We start from the raw sequence: 21257 nt of genomic DNA on the forward strand, positions 1-21257 counted from the left end.
CGGCGGTGGACCGCTGTCCTCGTCTGATGAGATCAATATAAACTTGCAAAATGCATTTTGCAAGTTGCTACTTGCAAGTTGTTCGAATTTTTTTCCGTGCTATGCAAAAGCAAATCCAGGGGTGAGACATGCAAGTCGAATTCGAGCGACCGATCGTCACCGTCGATATCGTGCTGATGACAATCTTCGAGGGCCAGTTGAATGTCGCCCTGCTGGAGCGTGTGGCCGATCCTTTCCGCGGCCGCTTGGCGGTCGTTGGCGGCTATGTCCACACTGACGTAGATATCGATGCCGAGGCCGCTGTCAGGCGCATCCTCAAGGCCAAGACCGGGCTCGAGGGCCTGTATTTCGAGCAGCTCCGGACCTTTGCAGCTGTGGATCGCGATCCCCGCGGCTGGTCCGTTTCGATCGCCTATTTCGCGCTGGTGCCGCATCATCTGCTGATGTCAGGTGCCGACAAGACTTTGGCATTGCGCCCGGCCTTGGCGCCCGGCGACCTGCCGTTCGATCATGGGATGATCGTGGCTGCGGCATGCGAAAGGCTGCGGGGCAAGGGCGCCTATTCCACCATGGTCGCCCGGCTGCTGCCGGACGTCTTCACGATGTCAGAACTGCAGGCCACTTACGAGACGGTGCTTGGCGAGAAGCTCGACCAGAGTGCGTTCCGCCGCAAAATGAATGATCTCGACCTCCTCGAGGAGGTCGTCGGCGAAAAACGCCAGACCACGCTGGCCCGCCGTCCGACAACGCTCTATCGCCTCAAGGCGCCGCCGTCGGTGTTCGACAGGCGAATCTGATCATCGCCTTTGCGACCGGATCACGATCTCGTGCGCCGGTTGACACCCGCTGCCATCTCCCTGAAATAGCGCAGCGAGGATTTGCGATGATGCATCTTGGACTTTCGCTGACGCCATTCGGTCATGATCCAGCAGCCTGGTCACAGGCGGGTCGTGAAGCGCTCGGTTTCGATGGCCTGCTGGCACAGGTGCTGGAAGCGGAGCGGGCAGGCTTCGATTTCGTCTGGCTGGCCGATCGGAACGCACAGCGACCGACCGACACGCTCTCGCCGCTGGCGACGCCCTTCGAGCCCACGACGCTGGTGTCGGCCCTCTCGACGAGAGCAAAGACGATCGGCTTTCTCGCCACGGCCGCGACATATCAGCACGAGCCCTATAATCTCGCCCGTCGCCTTGCCTCGCTCGACGCGATCAGCAAGGGGCGAACGGGGTGGACAGTCGTTGCCAGCAGCGATGAAGCGCGCAACCGCGAATATGTCGACGTGGTGCGTGCGCTCTGGGACAGCTGGGAAGATGATGCCTTCATCTATGACAAGGCCGATGGCCGCTTCTTCGTGCCGCGGAAAATGCATGTGCAGAACCACATAGGCATACATTTCTCGGTTCGCGGTCCGCTGAATGTCAACCGCTCGCCGCAGGGCCAGCCGGTTCTTGCAGCAAGTGCCGGATCCGCGGTTGCGGACATGGCCGAAGTCATTTTCGTGGATGCCGGCGCGGAAATCCCTGCGTTTCAGAACACACCACAAATTTTCCGCACCGTTTCGGATTTCACCGGTACGCAGACCGAGATCGCTGACCGGCTCCAGCAGGACTTTGAGCAGAACAAGGTTCATGGCTTCGTGCTCATGCCTCAGACGTCAGCGGCCTTCGCCGGTTTCGTCGAGGCGGTGGTGCCGGAACTGCGTCGCCGAGGGTTCATGGCGAAAACAGCGGCTGGCGCGACTTTGCGCGAGCGCCTCGGTCTGCCCTATCCACTCCATCCCGCAGTCATGACGGAGCCTGCATCGTGAGCGACCGCAAGATGAGGCTGGGCGCCTTCCTGATGGCGGGCGGCCATCACATTTCCGCTTGGCGTCATCCGGATGCCTATGCGCCGGCTGGCAGCGATATCGCCCATTTCATCGCGCTCACCCGCATCGCCGAACGTGGCAAGTTCGACATGATCTTCATCGAGGACGCCGCCGCGATCCGCGAGCGCAATCCCGAAATGGCAAGCCAGGCAGCACGATCGACCATGTTCGAACCGCTCAGCCTGCTAGCGGCGCTCGCCGTCAACACATCGCACATCGGCTTGGTCGCCACGGCATCGACGACCTATAACGAGCCATATGGTCTGGCCCGCGCCTTCGCCTCGCTCGACCGGTTGAGCGGCGGCCGCGCCGGCTGGAATCTCGTGACCTCGGCCAGCGAACTCGAAGCGGAAAATTTCGCCAGTTCCGGCCTCCGGCCGCATTCCGAGCGCTATGAACGGGCCGAAGAATTTGCCGATGCGGCATTGGCGCTCTGGGATGGTGTTGATGATGACGCCTATCTCCTCAGCGAGACGTTCGCCGATGAAGCAAAAATCCATCCCGTCCATCACCATGGCAAGCATTTCCAGGTCGACGGTATTCTTGAAAGCCCGCGTTCGCCCCAGGGCCGGCCGATCATGGTGCAGGCCGGCGCCTCCGATGTCGGCAAGGAACTGGCGGCCCGCACGGCAGACGTCGTCTTCGCCGCCTCCCAGACCATTGCCGAGGCGCAGGCTTATTATGCGGACGTGAAGGCGCGCATGGCCAAGTATGGCCGCGCGCCCGACGAAATCCGCATCATGCCGGGGATTTCGCCGATCGTAGCGGAGACGGAAGCGGACGCCAGGGCCAAGTACCGGGCATTGCAGGAGCTCATCCCCGATGCTGTCGGCGTGGCCCTGCTTGCCAGCTATCTCAGCATCGGCGACCTCTCGTCCTATCCGATCGACGGACCGCTGCCCGACATTCCCGAGACGCAGGCGATGCAAAGCAGGCAGAAACTCATTGTTGACCTCGGCCGGCGCGAAAACCTGTCGATCCGCGATCTGGCGCGCAGTTTTGCCGGCGCCCGCGGCCATTGGCAGGTGATCGGCACGCCGTCGCAGATTGCCGATGCCATGGAAGAACGGTTTTCGGTTGGTGCTGCGGACGGTTTCAACGTCATGGCGCCACTCTTCCCGTCTGGGCTCGAAGACTTCGTCACCATGGTCATCCCGGAATTGCAGCGCCGTGGCCTGTTCCGCGAAGACTACGAAGGCAAGACATTGCGCGAAAATCTTGGCGCCGGCGCGCCGAAACGGCGATAGAAACAGACAGAAATTGCGAGACTGGCATGAACCCGATCTATATCGACTATCTCAATGCTTTCGACATCGAAGCGCTCGATGTCTCCAATGACGAGATCCTTGCGGCGATCGAGACGTCGCTCGGTGCGCAGGGCAAGGGCGAAACGGTCATCGAGCCGCGCGTCCATCTGGAGCCCAATCCGGAATTCCACGGCCATTTCAACGTGCTGCGCGGCTATGTGGCGCCGCTCAACCTTGCGGGCGTGAAAATCGTCGGCGACTTCGTCGACAATTACAAGCTCGACTACCCCTCGGAATTCGGCGTGCTCAATCTCTTCGATCCGCGCACCGGCGTACCTCGGGCCATTCTCGATGCCACCGTGATCACCGACATGCGGACAGGTGCCGTAACCGCCATCGGTGCAAAATATCTAGCGCGCAAGGATTCCAAAGTGCTGGGCCATATCGGCGCGCGCGGCACGGCCTATTGGAACGTCCGGCTGCTCGACCATCTCTTCGATTTCGACGAGATCCGCGTCCATTCACGCCGGCCGGAAAGCCGCGATGCCTTCGGCGCCAAGCTCGCAGCCGATCTCGGCAAGAAAATCACAGTGACGGACAACTGGCGCGATTGCATTGAAGGCGCCGATATCGTCGTCGAGGCCTCGCGCCTGTCTGAGCCGACGCCGATGATGAAGACCGAATGGATCAAGCCCGGCGCCTTCGTCGTCCCTTACGGCACGATGAGCGCGGTGGAACTGTCGCTGACCGACATCATGAGCAAGATGGTGGTTGACGATTGGGGCCAGTGCAAGGGCGGCAAGTTCGGTTCGCTGCGCGCCCATGTCGAAGCCGGCAAGCTGTCCGAACAAACATTGCATGCCGAACTCGGGCAGGTGGTCGCAGGCCTGAAGCCCGGACGTCAGAGCGACGAGGAAACCATCCTGCTGTGGCATCGCGGGCTGTCGCTGAGTGATATCGCACTCGGCTATGCCTTGCTCGAAAAGGCAAAGGCGTCGGGGCTTGGCCAGAGGCTGCGTTTCGCATGAAGTCGGTAACACTCACCGGGAAGGGCATCACCATCGCCGACATCGCGGCGATTGCCCGGGATGACGTGTTGGTCGAAGCCGATCCGAATGTTTTCGAACGGTTGTCCAAAGCCCGGAAAATTCTTGAGGCTGCCGCTACGTCCGGCCAGCAGATCTACGGCATGAATACCGGCCTGGGTGCCAATCTCAAGACGGCCGTCGAGGGCGATCATCAGGCCTTTCAACGGCAGTTGGTGCGCGGACGGGGTGTCGCCGTCGGCGAGCCACTGCCGCGTGATGCCACACGTGCGGTCCTGGCCGCGCGGCTGGCTATGCTTTCCGTCGGCGGCTCCGGCATTTCGCCGCCGGTGTTTTCGGCCCTGCTCGCCCTGCTCAATGCCGGCGTGCATCCGCTTCTGCCGTCGATTGGCTCGATCGGTGCGGGTGATCTGGTGATGCTGTCAGCCATGGCTCGCTGCCTGATCGGCGAGGGCAGGGCGGACTATCGGGGCGAAATCCTCGATGCCGGCGAGGCGCTGAGGCGCGCCGGGCTCACGCCGGTCGTCCTACAGCCGAAGGACGGCATTTCCTTGTTGAACGCCTCGGCCATTTCGGCGGGGCAGGGCGCGCTCGTCGTTCAGGATGCGCTTGCCTTGCTCGACGCCCAGCGAAAGGCCGCAGCGTTGACCTTCGAGGCACTGGGCGGCAACCCCTTGATCCTCACGCCGGCGATCCAGCAGGCGCGCGCCGCCGCAGGACAGGAAGATGAGGCTGCGGCGATCTTGCGGCAGCTCCACGGCTCCTCATTGTTCGAGGCCAAAGTGGCCATCCAGGACCCGCTCAGCCTGCGTTGCGTCGCGCCGATCCATGGGGCACTGGCCGCAGCATTGCAAAACGCCCGCGCCGCCATCGAGATTGAGCTCAATTCCGCCGCAGATAATCCGCTGGTGATCATCGAGGAAGAGCGGGTGCTGTCGACGGGGAATTTCCACACACCGTCGCTGTCGCTGGCCTTCGAGGCCCTGAGCCTGGCGATTGCCCAGACGGCAGCGGCCTGTGCGGCCCGCTTCATCCAGCTGACCGGTTCAGGCCGCAATGGCCTGCCGCGTTATCTCTCACCGGTCGGGGGTCCGTCCGCTGGCTTCGTGCCGATGCAGAAGACGGTGACCGCGCTGCTAGCCCGGGTGCGACACAAGGCCAATCCGGTCATGCTCGATTTTCTCTCGGTTTCGGAAGGCGTGGAGGATCATGCGACGCAATCGGCGCTCGTGGTCGAGAAATGTGCCGACATGCTGGGCTTCTGGCGGCAGTTGATCGCCTGTGAAATGCTGGCTGCCGCGCAGGGTGTTGATCTCAGGCCCGGGCATCGCTGCGGCAGGATCACGTCGGAGACCTATGGTTTCGTTCGTCGTCTTGCAGAGAGGCTGGAAGAGGATCGGCCGCTTGGCGACGACGCCATCCGGATCGTCGACGCATTGGCTGAATGCCGGGCAATGGAGCCGGGCTGAGGCGGCTATTCGTCGGTCTTTTCTGCCAATGGCGGAATGAGCAGATAGGTGCGACTTTACGAGATACTCTTCTCCGGTCTCGCCAGGATGCCGTTGAGGATGGTCGACGTGATCGTCTCGGCCGCCTTCTCGTAGTCTGCGGCCCGCAACCGATTTCCATGCAATGCGTCGCTCGCCAGTGGCTCGAAATCGGCATAAAACTGTGTCGCGGCCCAGAGCGTGATGAACAGGTGGCGCGGATCGACCGGTACCATCTTGCCGGCCGCGATCCAGCCATCGACCACCTCGACGCGCTCGTCGGTGATCAGCCGCATGTGCTCGCGGTCCTTCTTCTTGAGGAAGCGCGCGCCGTGGATGATTTCGCTGGCGAACAGGCGCGACTCGGCGGCGTTCCTCCGCGTGTATTCGAGCTTGGCATAGACATAGTTCCGGAACGCCTCGGCCGGCTCGCTGTCTGCCGTGATCGGCTTCAGTGCCTCGTCCCAGCTCTTGATCAGATGGGCGATGATGGCGGTATAGATCTCTTCCTTGGACGAGAAATAGTAATAGACATTGGCCTTCGGCAGGCCGGATTTCTCGGCGATCTCGGCAATGCGCGTGCCATCGAAACCCTTGCGTGAGAAAACCTCGATCCCGGCCTTGAGGATGATACGTCTGTTTCGCTCGCGAATCCGCTCTTCCGGGTCTCTCGCCGTTTTTGCCATGCCTATCCCCGTCCCTCCCTTTGCTCCCGGTCTCTTGCAGGCCGCACGCGGGTGAAATCCATGTGTCGCCTTTTCGCCGGGAATGCAAGCCTTGCTGACCCATCAGTAAACCTGACGATCTGGTCGAAAAAATTTGACCAAATGGTCACTTTTTTGATTTTAGGAAGTTGACACTTTGGTCAGCTTTTGTCTAGTTTTCTTTCAACGACAAAGTGGGGACGGCATGATGCCGATGCGGTTGAGGGAAGCGATGGCGGAGACGCTGGGCGGTTGGGAAGCCGATCTGCCGGCGGCCTGGCGTACGGCACTCGGTCCCATCGGCGACCACTTCGACCGCATCGACGCCGATCTTCAATTCGAGGCCTGGGAGCCGATCTTTCCGGTGCGGCGTGGCCGGCATTTTCCCGGCCAGCCGACGGGAGCCCATGCACTACGGGCTTTCGATGGCATCAGGCCGGATGATGTGCGCTGCGTGATCCTTGGCCAGGACCCCTATCCGGAACCGGGCTTTGCCACCGGCCGGGCCTTCGAGGCCGGCAATCTCGCCGGCTGGCATGAGCTCGACAAGATGTTTTCCAAGAGCGTACGCGCCTTTATGCAGCTGATCGTCGCGGCCCGCACGGGCGTCGACGATTACGCCCGCAGCTTCGACGACTGGCCGGCGACCCGCGCCTATCTCACCGATCCGGCATCCGGTTTCGAGGAGACCGACGCCATTGCCGACCGCTGGGTGCGCCAAGGCGCATTGCTGCTCAACGCATCGCTCACTCTGTCGCGCTTCAAGGTCGATATCGATCCGCACCAGTCACGCGGTCATCTGGCGTTCTGGCGGCCATTGATGTTCAGGGTGGTCCAGACGCTGATGGCTCGCGGCGAACCGGTGGTCTTCATCGGCTTCGGCAAGGCGGCACAGGATATTCTCCGGCACTTCGATCTCTCGGAAGGGCTTTCCGGACAGATCGGCTGTCTGCTGCGCGAGCATCCAGCTTTTGCCGAGGCGGTTCTGACCCGCCCGAACCCGTTCATTCTCTGCAACAGCTATCTGGAGACGATGGGTGCAAAACCCATCGCATGGTGACGGCCATGGCTGCGGCAAACCACTACGATTTCATCATCGTCGGCGCCGGCTCCGCCGGTTGCGTGTTGGCCAATCGGCTGTCAAAGGATCCGGCGAACAGAGTGCTGCTGCTGGAAGCCGGCGGCAAGGATCGCAATCCGCTCTTCCGCCTACCGATGCTGATGGGCAAGCTTTTCCATTCCGGCATCTACAACTGGCACTACCACACCGAGCCGGAACCCTATCTCAACGGCCGTTCGCTCTATTGGCCGCGCGGCAAAGTGCTGGGCGGCACATCGACGATCAACGGCATGATCTATGTGCGCGGCAACCGCCACGACTATGACCGCTGGTCGCAGATGGGCCTGCCCGGCTGGTCCTACGATGAAGTGCTGCCGGCCTTCCGACGCTCCGAGGCGCATGTCCAGCGCAACGGCGAATTTCATAGCCCGGATGGAGAACTCACGGTCTGCCGCGCCCGTGGCTCCAATCTGCTGATGGACATCTTCTGCGAGGCGGGGCGAGAAGCCGGCTATCCACTCAATGATGATTTCAACGGCGCCAGCCAGGAAGGCTTTGGTCGTTATGATTTCACGATCAGGAAGGGCAAACGCTGGTCGACCTCCTGGGCCTTTCTACGCCCGGTATTAGGCCGGCCAAACCTGACGGTGCTGACCGAGGCTGAGACCAGCCACGTGATTATCGAGAAAGGCCGTGCGGTCGGTATCGAATACCACAAGGACGGCGCCAGGGCTGCTGCCTATGCCGACCGCGAGATCATCCTCTCTGCAGGCGTCGTCAATACGCCCAAGGCGCTGCTGCTTTCCGGCATCGGCCCGGCGGATGAACTCAGGAAGGTCGGTGTTGCGCCGCTGCACGATCTTGCCGGCGTCGGCAAGAACCTGCAGGACCATGTCGATTGCGTCATGAGCTGGGAGTGTCGCGAGCCGATCACGCTGTTCGGCGATCTGCGCGCCGACAGGCTGATCCCGGCCGTGGCGCAGGGCATGCTGTTCGGCGAGGGCATCACCACCACTTTCCCTTACGAGGCCGGCGCCTTCATCCGTTCCAACGAGGCGTTGGTCGCGCCTGATATCCAGCTGCATTTCATGCCGGCGCTGGAAAAGACCGCCAACCTGCATTTCCCCAATCCGTTCAGCAAGCGGCCGGTCGAAGCCGATCATGGGTTTACCCTGCGCGTCGGCCCAGTCAATCCGCAAAGCCGTGGCGAGATAGTGCTGAGGTCGGCGAATCCAGCCGATACGCCGAAAATCCAGGCCAATTATCTCCAGGCCGATTTCGATATCCGCACCATGATCGACGGCATCCGGCTGACCCGTAACGTCATCAACCAAAAGGCATTCGACAAATATCGCGGCCGCGAGCTCGCGCCCGGCCCGGAGGCTGAAAGCGATGCCGACCTGACCAAATGGCTGCGTGCCACCGCCATGACCACCTTCCATCCCGTCGGCACCGCCAAGATGGGCAATGATCCGTTGGCCGTGGTTGACACCAGGCTCAGGGTGCACGGCATAGGTGGCCTGCGCGTCGCCGATGCCTCGATCATGCCGATCATTTCAAGCGGCAATACCAACGCCCCCTCGATCATGATCGGTGAGAAATGCGCCGAATTCATTCTCGCGAGCACAGGAGCGGACCGATGATCCTCGAACACCGCATGTATACGTTCAAGCCAGGCACGGTCGACAAATGGATGAAGAAATACGAAGCCGAGGGTTTGCCGGTGCAGAAAAGGCACCTCAACACCTATGTCGGCCTTTATGTCTCCGAGCTCGGCACGCTGCATACGACCGTGCTGATGTGGGCCTATGACAGCCTTGCCGATCGCGAGCGGCGGCGGCAGGCCATGTATGCCGATCCCGACTGGCAGAAATTCATCGCCGAAGTCTGGTCGCTCGATGCGATCCAGAAACAGGAGGTGATGATCATGAATCCGGCGCCTTCCTCTCCCGCCGTCACGACCCAACCCGGAGAGTAAACTGGCCGGCACCACCGGCCGAACAACCGAAATCAAGTCAGGCAATATCAACAAGGGAACATGACCATGACTGACAACAAGACTGGGACTTTCATGACCACATCGATAGACCGCCGCAGCTTCCTGCAGGTCAGCGCCGGTGCAGCGGCGCTCGGCCTCGCCGGCAGCCTGCTGCCCGAACTCGCCCGCGCCGATGGCGGACTGGTGGCGCTCGTCCACACTCAGGCCGCCGGCGACAACGGCCCTGTCGACTCGATGATCGAGAAATTGAAGAAGCTCGCCGGCGAGAAGGGTTTCCAGTACCGCGCAGTCTATGCACAGGACCCAGCGACCTATGAGACCGTGTTCCGGACGCTCGCCGATGCCGGCGCTGCGGTCATCGTCTCGACCTTCAACGAAGTCGCCGAGCCGATCAAGGCGCTGGCGCCGTCCTATCCGAACACCAAGTGGATCCAGCTGTTCGGCGACCCCTTCAATCCGACCATCCCGAATGTCGTCACCGTGTCCTATGATTACTATCTCGGCTGCTACCTGTCGGGCATGTTTGCCGCCAAGGTCTCCAAATCGGGCAAGATCGGCTATATCGGCGGCATCTCCATCCCGCCGCTGAATGCCGACTTCAATGCGCTCAAGGCCGGCGCGCAGTCGGTCAATCCGAAGGCGACGGTGACTTCCGCCTTTGCCGGCTCGTTCCAGGACCCGGCCAAGGGCCAGGAAATCGCCACCCAGATGTACAATGACGGCATCGACTATATCCAGACCGACTCGGCGGCCACCGACGGCGGCATCATTGCCGCGGCCAACGAGAAGGAAGGCCGGATGGTCTCGGCCATCTCGCCCGCCCAATATAAACTCGGCCCGAAGACGGTGATCGCGCTGGTGCAGCTCGATTTCGGCCAGTCACTCTATAACGAAGTGACCAAGGCGCTCGCGGCGGATTGGAAGGGCGGCCATCAGCCGACCGGCCTCGGCACCGGCGTCATCGATTTCATCGCTTCGCCGGTCTTTGCCGAACAGGGGCCGGCAGATCTGAGTGCCAAGGAAAAGGAAGTCTGGGCGGATATCGAGAAGGCCAAGAAGGGCATTCTCGACGGTTCGATCAAGGTGCCGTTCAACACCACGCTCTGATGCCTGCATTTTTGGGCTGACAATCCCTCCTCGAAAGGGATTGCCGCTGGTTCGCGACCCCGTCACACTAGCCCTGTTGGGGTCGCGAACCTCTTGATCTCGTATCGGGATAGACCATGTCCAATTCTCTTGCGTCCGCGCTCACCTGCCGGAACGTCACTGTCCGCTATGGCGAAGTGGTGGCGCTTTCAGATGTGTCCGTCGCCTTCGAGCCGGGGCTTATCCATGCCGTCGTCGGCCAGAACGGTGCCGGCAAGACCACCTTTGCCCGCGTCGCGTCCGGTCTGGTGCGGCCGGCAGAGGGTGCAGTCGAGATCGGCGGCCGCGAGATCCGCACCGGCGACGTTGGCGAAAGCCGTTCCGCCGGCGTCGAACTCGTCCATCAGAGTTTTGCCCTGCCGCCGTCGTTCACGGTGGCCGAGGCGATGGAATTCGGTGCCACCGGCAAAGGCGGGCTTTTTACGCGCAATGGACTGATCAAGCGCTGGCGGCCTCACCTCGAAAGTCTTGACGTGCATGTCGACCTGTCGAAGCGCATTTGCGACCTGCCGATCGAAACCCAGCAGGGCATCGAGATCGCCCGGGCACTGGTCACCGATGCCAAGGTGCTGATCCTCGATGAGCCCACCGCGGTCCTGTCGCCCTCAGGCATCGAAATGTTGTTCGCCCGTGTCCGCCGGCTGAAGCAGCGCGGCGTGACCGTCATCCTCATCCTGCACAAGATTCGTGAAGTGCTCGGCATTGCCGATACGGTGACGGTGCTGCGCGGTGGCAAGCTGGTTGACGGTCCGCTCGCCTGCGCCGACATCACCGCCGAACGCCTGGCAAATCTGATCGTCGGCGATGCCGCACGCAGCTTGGCGGCGGAAGATCGGCAGGCGCTGACCGGCGCGGCGGCTGTAACGCACGAGACGCCCAAGGCACACAGCTCGACGGCCTCGGCTCCGGTGCTGGCCCTGTCGGGCGTTTCGACCAGGCCCGACAGCGAAGGCACCAGCCTCGACGGCATCGACCTGACGCTTCGGCCCGGTGAAATCCTCGGCATTGCCGGGGTCGAGGGCAATGGCCAGAAGACGCTGGTGCGCGCCATCGCCAACCTCGCCGACCTCTCGGCGGGCAGCATCGCACTTGCCGGAAGGGACATCGGCGGCGAACCGCTGACCGTCCGTCGCGGCCTGGGGCTCCGGATCATTCCGTTCGAGCGCAATGTCGAAGGGCTGAGCCTGACCAGTTCGCTCTGGGAGAACTGGAGCGCCCGCGAGCTGCTGCAAGGACCGCTGCTTCGCCTCGTCAACCCGTCCGCCATCCACAGGCTCTGCGACAAGGCGCTGAAGAACTGGGACGTGCGTTACCATTCGCCGCTGCAGAAAGCGGGGTCGCTGTCGGGCGGCAATGCCCAGAAAGTCATCCTCGCGCGCGAGATCGACCCTGACGCCAAGGTGATCATCGCCGCCCAGCCGACGCGCGGACTGGATATCGGCGCCACAGCTTTCGTCTGGCAATCGCTCCGCGCCGCGCGTGACCGGGGTGCCGCGATCCTGTTGATCTCCTCGGATCTCGACGAGCTGTTCGACATTTCCGATCGTGTCGTCGTCATGCTGTCCGGCAGGACTGCCGGAGAATTCTCCGCGCCTTACGACATCCAGGCGGTCGGCGCCGCCATGACCGGCGCAGGGCATGCGAGTGGCGCTGGCCCAACGACATCGGTTCCGGCAGGCATGGGAGCCCATTGATGAGAGATCGTATCCTCACCGTCCTGCGCAGCCTGGTCTTCGTCGTCTTCGCCCTGGTGCTCTGCGCCGTGGTCTTCCAGTTCGCCGGCTACAATGCCTGGCTGATGCTCACCTCTGTCGCCGATGGCGCCTTCCTGCATCCGGGTGCCGTGCAGCAGAGCCTCAGATGGGCGCTGCCGCTGTTCATCACCGCCGCCGGTGTCTCGATCTCGTTCCGCGCCGGTTTTTTCAATATCGGTGCACAAGGCCAGTTCTATGTCGGCGCCATCTGCGCCGCCTTCGCCGCCGAATGGCTGAAGGGCGGGCCGGCAGCGCTGGTCATTCCGATCTGCTTCATTGCAGGCATGGCCGGCGGCGCAGTCTGGGCGCTGTGGCCCGGGCTGCTGCGGCTGCGCTCCGGCACCGACGAGGTGATCACCACGCTGATGGGCAATTTCCTCGCCGGATTGCTGCTGATCTACGTCACTTCGGGACCGCTCAAGGATCCGTCTGGCTCCGGCCAGCAGGCGTCCAGTCGGCCGCTCGACGCGGCCTACCGCATTTCCAATTCGCTCGGCGTCTCGCCGACCATCATCGCCATCGCCGTGGTCGTCGGCGTGGTTATGTGGCTGCTCGTCAATCGCACCGCCTTCGGCGTGCTGGCGAGCCTGGCCGGCCGCAACGGCACCATGGTGCAGTGGCAGGGGGCGAAACTCTGGCAGCTGGGGCTGGCCTCGTTCCTGATCTCCGGCGCGCTCGCCGGGTTGGCCGGCACAGTCGAACTGATGGGGCCGAACGGCCGCATCGCCTCCGGCTTCCTGCCGACACATGGCTTTACCGCCATCCTGATCGCGCTGGTCGCCAACCTGTCGATCGTCGGCACGGCGGTGGTATCGCTGTTCTTCGGGGGGCTCGCCTCCGCCGCGCTTTACCTGCCGATCATGGCCGGCTTGCCGGCGGCGGCGATCGACATCATCAATGCGGCCATTGCGCTGTTCATCACCGCCCGCGCCGGTTTCCTCGACAAGCTCTTCAATATCGGAAGGCGTCCGTCATGAACGATGTCATCATCGCCATCCTCCGCTCCGGCACGCCCCTCGTCTATGTCACGCTCGCCGGCATGATCGCCCAGCGGGCCGGTGTCTGGAATCTCGGCCTCGAAGGCATCATGATCATCGGCTCCTGTGCCACCATCCTCGGGATCATGCTGACCAATTCCTTCTGGCTGGCCATGCTGATCGCCATTGTGCTGTGCATTCTGGCCTCCGCGCTGCTCTGGTTCGTCATCGACAGGCTGAAGGCCAATCCGATCATCGCGGGCCTCGGCCTGACGGGACTGGGCATCGGCGGCACGGCGCTGGCGGTGGAATCGATTTTCGGCAGCCAGGCAACCGTCTCTGCGCCCTTCGGCGTTCCAAGGCTCGGCCCGGCTTTTGGCGATTATGGCGTGCTGTCGATTTTCGTGCTCGCCATGCCTTTCGTCGTCTTCGGCCTCTGGCTGCTGCTTCGGCGCACGCGCTTCGGCCTGCAGCTCGCCGCCTGCGGCGAACATCCCTTCGCGGCGCGCTCGGTCGGCGCCAACCCGTCGCGCATGCGGCTGGTGGCGCTTTCCATCGGCGGTGTCCTCTGTGCCATCGGCGGAGCGGAGCTGGCGGCCGGCAGCCTGCAATTCTTCGCCCAGGGCATGACCTCGGGCCGCGGCTTCATGGCCTTTGCGGCCGTCATCTTCGGCGCGGCGCATCCGATCGGCTCGACCTTCGCGGCATTGTTCTTCGCCGTGGTCGGCGCCATCGGCATCCGCGCCCAGCTGAGCTTCGGCGACAAGGTCCCGCATGACCTTCTGCAGGCGCTACCTTATCTCGCCACCATTTTCGGCGTCTGGCTTTCCGGCAAGCTGCGCGGCGGCGCCAAGGCGGCGGCCGGTTTTGCCGAACTCAGAGACCAATGAACAGGGAAGAAACACGATGAAATTCGCCCAGGCACATCCGATCCAGGACGTCTGCATCCTCGTCACCGACATCGAGAAATCGATCCGCTTCTACACGGAAAAGCTGGGTTTTGAACTGAAGCATCGCGCCCCGGGTTTCGCCGATTTCACCGGCGCCGGCCTGACGCTGGCACTCTGGGAGCGCGATCATATCCAGCACCACGCCGACGTCCGGGTGAAGCCTGGCTCGGCATCGGCCGTGCTGATCGCGGTCAGGCTGGGCAGCATCGCCGAGCTCGACAAGACCTATGAGCAATTGAAGGCGGATGGCGTCGAATTCATCCGGCCGCCGGCTGATTACGCCTGGAACGCGCATGGCGCCTACTTCTACGGCCCCGACGGCGAGACCTGGGAACTCTATGCCTGGCTCCAAGGCGGCGCGCCCGGCAAGATCGAGGCGGCGGCATGACCCGCAAACTGATCATCCTCACCGATCCCGGCCAGGACCAGGCGGCGGCCATCCTGATGATCCTCGGCCAGCGCCAGGCTTTCGATGTGCTTGGCCTGGTGGCGACCGCTGGCAATATCAGCCTCGACTATACGATCGCCAACTGCCTGAAGCTGATGGAACTGGCCGGCCGGCCGGATATCCCGGTCTTTGCCGGCTGCCCACACCCGATCGTCCGGCCGCTGGTCATGGCCGAGCACGTCCATGGCCCGACCGGCCTCGACGGTCCCGATCTGCCGGAACCGAAGATCCGGATGCAGGATACGCACGGCGTCGATTTCATCGTCGACACTGTCCGCACCCATCCGGGCGAGATCACCATCTGCTCGCTTTCGCCGCTCACCAATCTGGCTATGGCGCTCAGGAAGGCGCCGGATATCGCCGAAAAGATTGTCGAGATCGTCGCCATGCTCGGCGCCTATTTCGAGGTCGGCAACATCACGCCTTCGGCCGAATTCAACTGCTATGTCGACCCGGAAGCTGCTGACATCGTGCTGAAATCCGGGATCAAGACGACACTGCTGCCGCTCGACGTCACGCATCAGATGCGCTCGACGCCTGAACGTCTTGGGGCAATGCGGGCACTCGGCAACCGTTCCGGCATCGCCACGGCCGAAATGCTGGAATTTTCCGAAGCCTTCGACCTCAAGAAATACGGCTGGGAAGGCGCGCCACTCCATGGCCCATGCGTGCCGGCATTCATGCTGGCGCCGGAAATTTTCAAGGGACGGCAGATCAACGTCTCGGTCGAGCTCAATGGTACCCTGACATCAGGCATGACGGTCGCCGACTGGTGGCAGATCACCGACCGTCCGCGAAATGTCTTCTATGTCCGGGATGGCGATCCGATCGCTTATTATGATCTGCTGATCCGGTCGCTGGGGAACTTGTCATGAGCCAGACCCTGATCCGCGGCGCGAAAATCCTTGCCATCGACGAGTTGCACGGCACCGACCCGTTCGACGGCGATATCCTGATCGAAGGCAGCGCGATCAAGGCGATTGGCCCTAGTCTTCAAGCCGAGCCGGACGTTCAAGTGATCGACGGCCGCGGCAAGCTGGTCATGCCCGGCCTGATCAATTCCCATACCCATTCGAGCGAGACCTTCTTCCGCGGGCGCTACCAGGGCATGCCGCTGGAAATCTGGCTGCTCTATGCCTATCCGCTGCTGATGAACGGCGCGATCGGCCAGCGGCTTCTCTATCTCCGCAGCCTGCTCCTGGCGATGGAGTCACTGCGGAGCGGCGTCACTACGTTCTGCGACGATTTCTTCGATCCGCCGGCCCATGACCTCGATCGGCTGGGCATCGTCTTCCAGGCTTACGAGGATGCCGGCATTCGCGCCAATGTCTCGAGCGCAGTGATGAATATCCATGCCCTCGATGCGCTGCCCTACGCGCGCGAAATCATGCCGCAGGACTTGCAGGATAAACTCGATTTCGGTCCGCCGATCTCGGCCGGAGCCTATATCGATTATTGCAAATCGGCCTTTTCGAGCCTGCACGGCCGTGCCGGGCGGCTGAACTTCATGATCGCACCCTCCGCGCCGCAGCGCTGCACGCGAGACCTCATGCTGGCCTGCATGGATCTGGCCGTCGACAAGGGCGTGCCCTACCACACCCACGTGTTGGAGACGAAGACCCAGGCCGTCACTGGACACGAGCTCTATGGCAAGACCCTGGTCGCTTATATGCATGATCTCGGGCTGCTGAAGCGTAACACCACATTTGCCCATTCCGTCTGGGTGAGCGACGAGGATATGGCGCTGATGGGCGCGGCTGGCATGTCGATCGCCCACAATGCCGTCTCCAACCAAAAACTCGGCGCCGGCATTTCTCCGATCCGCCGCCTGCTCGATGCCGGCGTCACCATCGGCCTCGGCACGGACGGCGTCTGCTCGAACGACACGTCGCGGATCTTCGACGTGATGCGCGTCGCCGGCCTGATCCATAGCGTCTCCGGGCCGGATTATTCCAGATGGGTGAAGGCCGGGGAGATTCTGCGCATGGCGACGATCGGCGGCGCCCGGAGCGCCATGCTGGAGCAGGTGACCGGCTCGCTAGAGGTCGGCAAGGCCGCCGACCTGCTGATCCTCAACCTCAACTCCTATGCCTTCATGCCGTTCAACGATGCCGCCCGGCAACTGGTCTTTGCCGAAAACGGCTCTTCGGTGGAGACGGTCATGGTCGCGGGCAGGATCGTCATGCAGAACGGGCGGTTGACCACTGTCAACGAGAACGAGGTGTTCGCCGAGATTGCCGAACTGGTGCCTGCCCACCTCGCCGAACATGCCGAACTCGAACGGGCAAACAGCATATTCGAACCGATCATGGCTGAAATCCATCGCCGTGCGACGCTACAGGATATCGGCCTCAACCGTTACCAGGGCGATCTGCCGGCCTTTGATGGTTCGAATATGTGACTGCTTGGCAGGCCAAAGCAGCCGCATATCTCCCAGGAGGGACGAACTGAGATGTTGATCTCGTTGATTGGTTGTCGCCGCACATCGGACCATTGACACACGATATCGTCAAGTCATATTTATAGCCCATTGGGTTATAGGATCGAGATGCAGACCGTCGCCGAGACACCAATGTTCGTGAGACAGGCAGCTGAGCTGTTCACCGAGGAAGAGCATAAGGAAATGATCGATTTCCTTGCGACGAATCCCCAGGTCGGAGACGAAATCCCCGGCACTGGTGGAGTCCGGAAAATTCGGTTTGCGGCGAAAGGCAAAGGAAAGCGTGGTGGGGCGCGCGTGATTTACTATTGGTACAGTGACGAGGCGCCTATCTATGCGCTGCTTGCCTACGGCAAGAACGAGAAGACAAACCTGAACCCTGACGAAGCAAAGGCCGTTGCGGCTTTTGCCAAAGCGATTAAGGCGACATACAGGAGCAAGGCATGAGCGAGATGACAAAATTTGGCGCTGACCTGATCCAGGCAATGTCGGAAGCCTTGGCGCACGCGCAGGGAAAGAACGCTCCTGGTTTTGGCATCCACTCCGTTGATATCGGTTCGGTTGATGCGAAGGCGATTCGCCAGAAGCTTGATCTGACACAAGATGAAATGGCCGCTGTTCTCGGCACCAGCCCGTCTGGCTACAAGAAATGGGAACAGGGCAAGCGTCAACCTTCGGGTGCCGCGCGAACATTGCTTCGGATCATGGAACGTGAGCCTGAAGCCGTTCTGAGAGCTCTCTCGGCCGGGGACGACAGCGGCAGGAACAAGCCTGCCGAAGCAGGACCATATTAAGCTCGTTGCGCACACACGATGAATCCCCGGTTTATCGGCTGGGAATTCGCGCCATCGCGCTGGGCGCCGGCGGGGTCGCGGCCGCTACAGCAACCCACCGCTCAGCGTCACATGCACGCTCTTGATTTCTGAATATTCATCGAAACCGTGCTTGCCGAGTTCGCGGCCGACACCGCTCGACTTGTAGCCACCGATCGGCATTTGTGCGCTGCCATCGCCCATAGAATTGATCCAGGTGCGGCCGGCCTTGATGCGGCGGATCGCCTGTATCGCGGTGGCGAGGTTGGTCGACCAGACACAGGCTGAAAGCCCGAAAGGCGTGTCGTTGGCGAGCCGGATTGCTTCCTCGGCATCGGTGAAACGAAAGGTGGTCAGCACCGGCCCGAAGATCTCATCGCGGGCGATCGACATGCCAGGCTTCACGGCAGTAAAGATGGTCGGGGCATAGAAGGCGCCGGATTCGCCCAAGACGCCGCCGCCGGTGTAGATCTCCGCGCCGTCCGCCTTGCCGGCCGCCACATAGCCCGCGACCTTGTCGAGATGCGCCTGATGGACCAGTGCGCCGACATCGGTGCGGTCATCGAGCGGGTCGCCGTGGACGACCTTGACGGCCAGCGCCTCGATCTTTTCCAGGAGCCTGTCGGCGACGCTGTCATGCACGATCAGCCGGCTGCCGGCAATGCACGCCTGGCCGGAGCAATGGAAGGCGCCACCGACGATCTTGGCGGCCGCCGCATCGAGATCGGCATCGGCAAACACCATTTGCGGCCCCTTGCCGCCAAGCTCCAGCCCGACGCGCTTGATGTTCTGCCCGGCAAGGCTGCCGATGATCCGGCCGACGCGCTGCGAACCGGTGAAATTGACCACATCGACATCAGGATGTTCGGCAAACACCTGGCCGGCATCGGCACCATAGCCGGTGATAACGTTGAACACGCCGTCCGGCAGGCCTGCCTCGCGTGCCAGTTCCGCCATGCGGATGGTCGAGCCGGAGGTGAATTCCGAGGGTTTTATGATCACCGTGCAGCCGGCGCCGATCGCCCAGGCAATGCGCTCGGAGCCGATCAGAAGCGGAAAATTCCACGGCGTGATCACGCCGACGACGCCGGCCGGCTCACGGAACGTGAGGCCGATCGCGCCCACGCCGAGATCATTATGTGTGTCGCCCTCCAGGCCCTGCGCATGGCCGGCGGCATAGCGCCAGAGCGAGGCGGAAAAGCGCATTTCATTGCGCGCCTGGTTGATCGCTTTGCCGACTTCCAATGCCTCGATGGTTGCCAATTCCTCGAGATTGGCTTCGATCGCCTCGCCGACGCGATAGATGATCCTTGCACGGTCGGCGCCGGTCATGCGCGGCCAGGGGCCGCTATCGAAGGCGGCGCGGGCAGCGGCGATCGCCGCTTCGGCGTCGGCGCGAGAGCCCTTGGGAATGATGCCGACCACATGGCCGGGATGAGCCGGGCTTTCGCGCGTGAGGACCTCGCCGGAAAGGGCAGGCAGGCTTTTGCCGCCGATCAGCATGGAATAGCGGCGCTCCTGCAGCAGGCGCGGGTCGTCGAGGCGAGGGGCGATGAAGCGGAATTGCGTGGTCATGATCGGTTCTCGGATCTATTGGCGGGCGGCCCAGGCGAGGCCCCGGCGAAGGATGAGCGGCATATAGGGATGGTCGAACTCGGACGCGACATGGCCGAGGGCGGAATAGAAGATGCGGCCGGCGCCGAAATAGCGCTTGAAGATCACGGGCATGGTGACATTGCTGACAGCCGGATCGAATTCTCCGGAAAAGGTCGTGGTGGCAAGCACGTCGATGCTGGGATCGCAATGCAGGTAATATTGTTCCGAGCGCCAGTCGAAATCCGGAATGCCGGCCGTCAGCGGGTCATCCTGCTGGATGATATTGACGCGGAAATCGATGATGTCGCCGGGATGGGCAACCCAGGTGACGCCGGAGACATAGCGGAACGGGCCGCTTTCCTTGAAGGTCGTGGCAATCGAACCATGATGGCCCGCCAGGCCCAACCCGCCGCGCACCGCTTCGACCAAGGCTTCGGCGTGCTTCTGTTCGATACTCTCGCCGGTGATGATCGGCACCAGCAGGTCGGCCTGGGACAAGGCAGGGGAACCGAAGATGCCGAGATCGTCGGTGATCTCGACCGCGAAACCGTCCTGACGCAGCATTTCGCCGACAATCTCGGCACATTGCTCCGGCTCGTGTCCCTGCCAGCCGCCCCAGACGATGACCGCTTTGCGCATCTGCCGCCCCTTACGCCTGGTGCTTCAGGCTCTCGGCGTTGACGCTGTGGCGCAGCGGCTCGCGGTTGAGATAGCGCCCGATTTCATCGGCGATCAGTCGGCCAAGTCTCAGACGCTCATTGCCGATGGCGCCGGCGATATGCGGCGTGAGCAGCACGTTGTCGAGCCGGTAAAGCGGCGAATCGTCCGGCAGCGTCTCGGGCTCCGTGACATCGAGGATTGCCCAGAGGCGGCCGCTCACCAGTTCGGCTTCCAGCGCTGCGTGATCGATCAGCCCGCCGCGTGCCGTGTTGATCAGCGTCGCGCCATCCCCCATCCGCGCCAGCATCGCCGCATCGATCATGTTGTGGGTCGAAGGCAGCAGGGGTGCATGGACCGAAACGGTGTCGCATGTCTCCATCAGCACTTCCAGCGAGGCGAGCTCGACGCCCATGCCCCAGGCTTCGACCGGGTTGATCATCGGATCGTGAAGCACGACATCGATATCATGAGGTTTGAGCAGTTCGATGACGCGGCGGCCGATGCGCGAGGCGCCGACAATGCCGACCCGCTTGCGCCAGTTGCCGGCATTGCCGTCGAAGGAAGCGTGAAGGGCTACCGGCGCACGTTCCCGGAGATAATCTCGCTGGAATCTGAACACCTGCTTGTTAGCCAGCAGGATCGCGGCAAGCGTGAATTCGGCGACCGGAACGGCGTTGGCATCGGCGGCATTGGAGACCAGCACACCACGTGCGAAAACGGCGGACGAAACCAGATGCTTCACCGATCCGGCAGCATGGGCGATCAGCTTCAGGTTCGGCGCGGCGCTGAGCACGGCGTCGTCGATCGGCGGGCAGCCCCAGCCGGTAACGAGAATTTCCGTCTTCGACAGCACGGTTCTCGCCGCATCGCCGGAGAAATCCTGCAACGGGGCACCAGAGGCGATCCGGCAGCTGTCACCAAGCCGCTGCATGTCTTCGTTTGAAAACAGGCTGTCAGCGCCGAACGGGCCGAAGGCAAAGGTGAGCGCCGGGGCGGCGCCGGCCTGTGCGGCAGTGCGGGGATACTGAGGCATGCAATCTCCTGGGCGCGGAGATGTGACGCCG

The 21257-nt window shown here is 62.4% G+C and carries 21 protein-coding genes; 17 read left to right on the forward strand and 4 right to left on the reverse strand.

What is annotated here, in order from left to right:
• Positions 1 to 128 precede the first annotated feature (128 nt).
• From AC1D06_RS01875 to AC1D06_RS01895, 5 genes are all read left to right on the forward strand, one after another.
• Entirely contained in the window at positions 129 to 797 is a 669-nt protein-coding gene (locus AC1D06_RS01875) for an NUDIX hydrolase (protein ID WP_477878913.1), read from the forward strand.
• Positions 798 to 886: 89 nt separating this feature from the next.
• The gene (locus AC1D06_RS01880; protein WP_477984551.1) at positions 887 to 1807 is read left to right on the forward strand and encodes an LLM class flavin-dependent oxidoreductase; all 921 of its coding nucleotides are present in this window, start codon (positions 887 to 889) and stop codon (positions 1805 to 1807) included.
• Positions 1801 to 3114, forward strand: a complete 1314-nt coding sequence (locus tag AC1D06_RS01885) for an LLM class flavin-dependent oxidoreductase (RefSeq protein WP_477878948.1) — start codon at positions 1801 to 1803, stop codon at positions 3112 to 3114. The genes AC1D06_RS01880 and AC1D06_RS01885 overlap by 7 nt, the downstream gene beginning before the upstream one ends.
• Before the next feature lie 26 nt (positions 3115 to 3140).
• Entirely contained in the window at positions 3141 to 4142 is a 1002-nt protein-coding gene (locus AC1D06_RS01890; RefSeq protein WP_477984553.1) for an ornithine cyclodeaminase family protein, read from the forward strand.
• Positions 4139 to 5629 carry an HAL/PAL/TAL family ammonia-lyase gene (locus AC1D06_RS01895; protein WP_477878910.1) on the forward strand — a complete coding sequence of 497 codons (1491 nt, stop codon included), beginning with the start codon at positions 4139 to 4141 and terminating at the stop codon, positions 5627 to 5629. Before AC1D06_RS01890 ends, AC1D06_RS01895 begins: the two co-directional genes overlap by 4 nt.
• Positions 5630 to 5685: 56 nt before the next feature.
• Here AC1D06_RS01895 and AC1D06_RS01900 read toward each other — a convergent pair whose 3' ends face one another.
• Positions 5686 to 6333, reverse strand: coding sequence for a TetR family transcriptional regulator C-terminal domain-containing protein (locus tag AC1D06_RS01900; protein WP_477878909.1), 648 nt, complete (start codon positions 6331 to 6333; stop codon positions 5686 to 5688).
• A 226-nt stretch (positions 6334 to 6559) separates the two neighbouring features.
• Between AC1D06_RS01900 and AC1D06_RS01905 the strand changes: the two genes are divergently transcribed.
• The 12 genes from AC1D06_RS01905 to AC1D06_RS01960 all read left to right on the forward strand — a co-directional run bounded on the left by AC1D06_RS01905 (position 6560) and on the right by AC1D06_RS01960 (position 17919).
• The gene (locus AC1D06_RS01905) at positions 6560 to 7411 is read left to right on the forward strand and encodes a uracil-DNA glycosylase family protein (RefSeq protein ID WP_477878908.1); all 852 of its coding nucleotides are present in this window, start codon (positions 6560 to 6562) and stop codon (positions 7409 to 7411) included.
• 5 nt (positions 7412 to 7416) lie between these two features.
• Positions 7417 to 9054, forward strand: coding sequence for a GMC family oxidoreductase (locus tag AC1D06_RS01910; protein ID WP_477878907.1), 1638 nt, complete (start codon positions 7417 to 7419; stop codon positions 9052 to 9054).
• On the forward strand, positions 9051 to 9389 hold the full coding sequence (locus AC1D06_RS01915) for an NIPSNAP family protein (RefSeq protein WP_477878906.1): 339 nt from the start codon (positions 9051 to 9053) through the stop codon (positions 9387 to 9389). Before AC1D06_RS01910 ends, AC1D06_RS01915 begins: the two co-directional genes overlap by 4 nt.
• 105 nt (positions 9390 to 9494) lie before the next feature.
• Positions 9495 to 10517 (forward strand): BMP family ABC transporter substrate-binding protein, encoded by a 1023-nt coding sequence (locus tag AC1D06_RS01920; protein ID WP_477878947.1) that lies wholly within the window; start codon positions 9495 to 9497, stop codon positions 10515 to 10517.
• Positions 10518 to 10633: 116 nt separating this feature from the next.
• Complete coding sequence (locus AC1D06_RS01925; protein ID WP_477984555.1) at positions 10634 to 12250, forward strand: ABC transporter ATP-binding protein; 1617 nt, start codon at positions 10634 to 10636, stop codon at positions 12248 to 12250.
• Complete coding sequence (locus tag AC1D06_RS01930) at positions 12250 to 13287, forward strand: ABC transporter permease (protein WP_477878904.1); 1038 nt, start codon at positions 12250 to 12252, stop codon at positions 13285 to 13287. The genes AC1D06_RS01925 and AC1D06_RS01930 overlap by 1 nt, the downstream gene beginning before the upstream one ends.
• The gene (locus AC1D06_RS01935; protein ID WP_477878903.1) at positions 13284 to 14177 is read left to right on the forward strand and encodes an ABC transporter permease; all 894 of its coding nucleotides are present in this window, start codon (positions 13284 to 13286) and stop codon (positions 14175 to 14177) included. The genes AC1D06_RS01930 and AC1D06_RS01935 overlap by 4 nt, the downstream gene beginning before the upstream one ends.
• 16 nt (positions 14178 to 14193) lie before the next feature.
• Positions 14194 to 14625 (forward strand): VOC family protein, encoded by a 432-nt coding sequence (locus AC1D06_RS01940; protein ID WP_477878902.1) that lies wholly within the window; start codon positions 14194 to 14196, stop codon positions 14623 to 14625.
• On the forward strand, positions 14622 to 15560 hold the full coding sequence (locus AC1D06_RS01945) for a nucleoside hydrolase (protein WP_477984557.1): 939 nt from the start codon (positions 14622 to 14624) through the stop codon (positions 15558 to 15560). The genes AC1D06_RS01940 and AC1D06_RS01945 overlap by 4 nt, the downstream gene beginning before the upstream one ends.
• On the forward strand, positions 15557 to 17086 hold the full coding sequence (locus AC1D06_RS01950; protein WP_477878900.1) for an amidohydrolase: 1530 nt from the start codon (positions 15557 to 15559) through the stop codon (positions 17084 to 17086). The genes AC1D06_RS01945 and AC1D06_RS01950 overlap by 4 nt, the downstream gene beginning before the upstream one ends.
• Before the next feature lie 147 nt (positions 17087 to 17233).
• Positions 17234 to 17572, forward strand: a complete 339-nt coding sequence (locus tag AC1D06_RS01955) for a type II toxin-antitoxin system RelE/ParE family toxin (RefSeq protein WP_477878899.1) — start codon at positions 17234 to 17236, stop codon at positions 17570 to 17572.
• Positions 17569 to 17919 (forward strand): helix-turn-helix domain-containing protein, encoded by a 351-nt coding sequence (locus AC1D06_RS01960; RefSeq protein ID WP_477878898.1) that lies wholly within the window; start codon positions 17569 to 17571, stop codon positions 17917 to 17919. Before AC1D06_RS01955 ends, AC1D06_RS01960 begins: the two co-directional genes overlap by 4 nt.
• Positions 17920 to 18003: 84 nt before the next feature.
• Here the strand turns inward: AC1D06_RS01960 and AC1D06_RS01965 are convergent, their stop codons facing one another.
• Genes AC1D06_RS01965 through AC1D06_RS01975 form a run of 3 tightly spaced genes read right to left on the reverse strand, consistent with a single transcriptional unit; the run spans position 18004 to position 21226 of the window.
• Positions 18004 to 19512, reverse strand: a complete 1509-nt coding sequence (locus AC1D06_RS01965) for an aldehyde dehydrogenase family protein (RefSeq protein WP_477984559.1) — start codon at positions 19510 to 19512, stop codon at positions 18004 to 18006.
• A 15-nt stretch (positions 19513 to 19527) separates the two neighbouring features.
• Complete coding sequence (locus AC1D06_RS01970) at positions 19528 to 20172, reverse strand: ThuA domain-containing protein (protein ID WP_477878896.1); 645 nt, start codon at positions 20170 to 20172, stop codon at positions 19528 to 19530.
• A gap of 10 nt (positions 20173 to 20182) precedes the next feature.
• Positions 20183 to 21226 carry a hydroxyacid dehydrogenase gene (locus AC1D06_RS01975; RefSeq protein WP_477984561.1) on the reverse strand — a complete coding sequence of 348 codons (1044 nt, stop codon included), beginning with the start codon at positions 21224 to 21226 and terminating at the stop codon, positions 20183 to 20185.
• Positions 21227 to 21257 lie beyond the last annotated feature (31 nt).

It is taken from the genome of Rhizobium sp. P2_G2 (assembly GCF_056403555.1).

Excerpts from the sequence above, each read along its gene's own strand:
- AC1D06_RS01875 (WP_477878913.1), top strand. The coding sequence starts at position 129 with ATGCAAGTCGAATTCGAGCGACCGATCGTCACCGTCGATATCGTGCTG.
- AC1D06_RS01880 (WP_477984551.1), top strand. The coding sequence starts at position 887 with ATGCATCTTGGACTTTCGCTGACGCCATTCGGTCATGATCCAGCAGCC.
- AC1D06_RS01890 (WP_477984553.1), top strand. The coding sequence starts at position 3,141 with ATGAACCCGATCTATATCGACTATCTCAATGCTTTCGACATCGAAGCG.
- AC1D06_RS01895 (WP_477878910.1), top strand. The coding sequence starts at position 4,139 with ATGAAGTCGGTAACACTCACCGGGAAGGGCATCACCATCGCCGACATC.
- AC1D06_RS01900 (WP_477878909.1), bottom strand. The coding sequence starts at position 6,333 with ATGGCAAAAACGGCGAGAGACCCGGAAGAGCGGATTCGCGAGCGAAAC.
- AC1D06_RS01905 (WP_477878908.1), top strand. The coding sequence starts at position 6,560 with ATGCCGATGCGGTTGAGGGAAGCGATGGCGGAGACGCTGGGCGGTTGG.
- AC1D06_RS01910 (WP_477878907.1), top strand. The coding sequence starts at position 7,417 with ATGGCTGCGGCAAACCACTACGATTTCATCATCGTCGGCGCCGGCTCC.
- AC1D06_RS01915 (WP_477878906.1), top strand. The coding sequence starts at position 9,051 with ATGATCCTCGAACACCGCATGTATACGTTCAAGCCAGGCACGGTCGAC.
- AC1D06_RS01925 (WP_477984555.1), top strand. The coding sequence starts at position 10,634 with ATGTCCAATTCTCTTGCGTCCGCGCTCACCTGCCGGAACGTCACTGTC.
- AC1D06_RS01930 (WP_477878904.1), top strand. The coding sequence starts at position 12,250 with ATGAGAGATCGTATCCTCACCGTCCTGCGCAGCCTGGTCTTCGTCGTC.
- AC1D06_RS01935 (WP_477878903.1), top strand. The coding sequence starts at position 13,284 with ATGAACGATGTCATCATCGCCATCCTCCGCTCCGGCACGCCCCTCGTC.
- AC1D06_RS01940 (WP_477878902.1), top strand. The coding sequence starts at position 14,194 with ATGAAATTCGCCCAGGCACATCCGATCCAGGACGTCTGCATCCTCGTC.
- AC1D06_RS01945 (WP_477984557.1), top strand. The coding sequence starts at position 14,622 with ATGACCCGCAAACTGATCATCCTCACCGATCCCGGCCAGGACCAGGCG.
- AC1D06_RS01950 (WP_477878900.1), top strand. The coding sequence starts at position 15,557 with ATGAGCCAGACCCTGATCCGCGGCGCGAAAATCCTTGCCATCGACGAG.
- AC1D06_RS01955 (WP_477878899.1), top strand. The coding sequence starts at position 17,234 with ATGCAGACCGTCGCCGAGACACCAATGTTCGTGAGACAGGCAGCTGAG.
- AC1D06_RS01960 (WP_477878898.1), top strand. The coding sequence starts at position 17,569 with ATGAGCGAGATGACAAAATTTGGCGCTGACCTGATCCAGGCAATGTCG.
- AC1D06_RS01965 (WP_477984559.1), bottom strand. The coding sequence starts at position 19,512 with ATGACCACGCAATTCCGCTTCATCGCCCCTCGCCTCGACGACCCGCGC.
- AC1D06_RS01970 (WP_477878896.1), bottom strand. The coding sequence starts at position 20,172 with ATGCGCAAAGCGGTCATCGTCTGGGGCGGCTGGCAGGGACACGAGCCG.
- AC1D06_RS01975 (WP_477984561.1), bottom strand. The coding sequence starts at position 21,226 with ATGCCTCAGTATCCCCGCACTGCCGCACAGGCCGGCGCCGCCCCGGCG.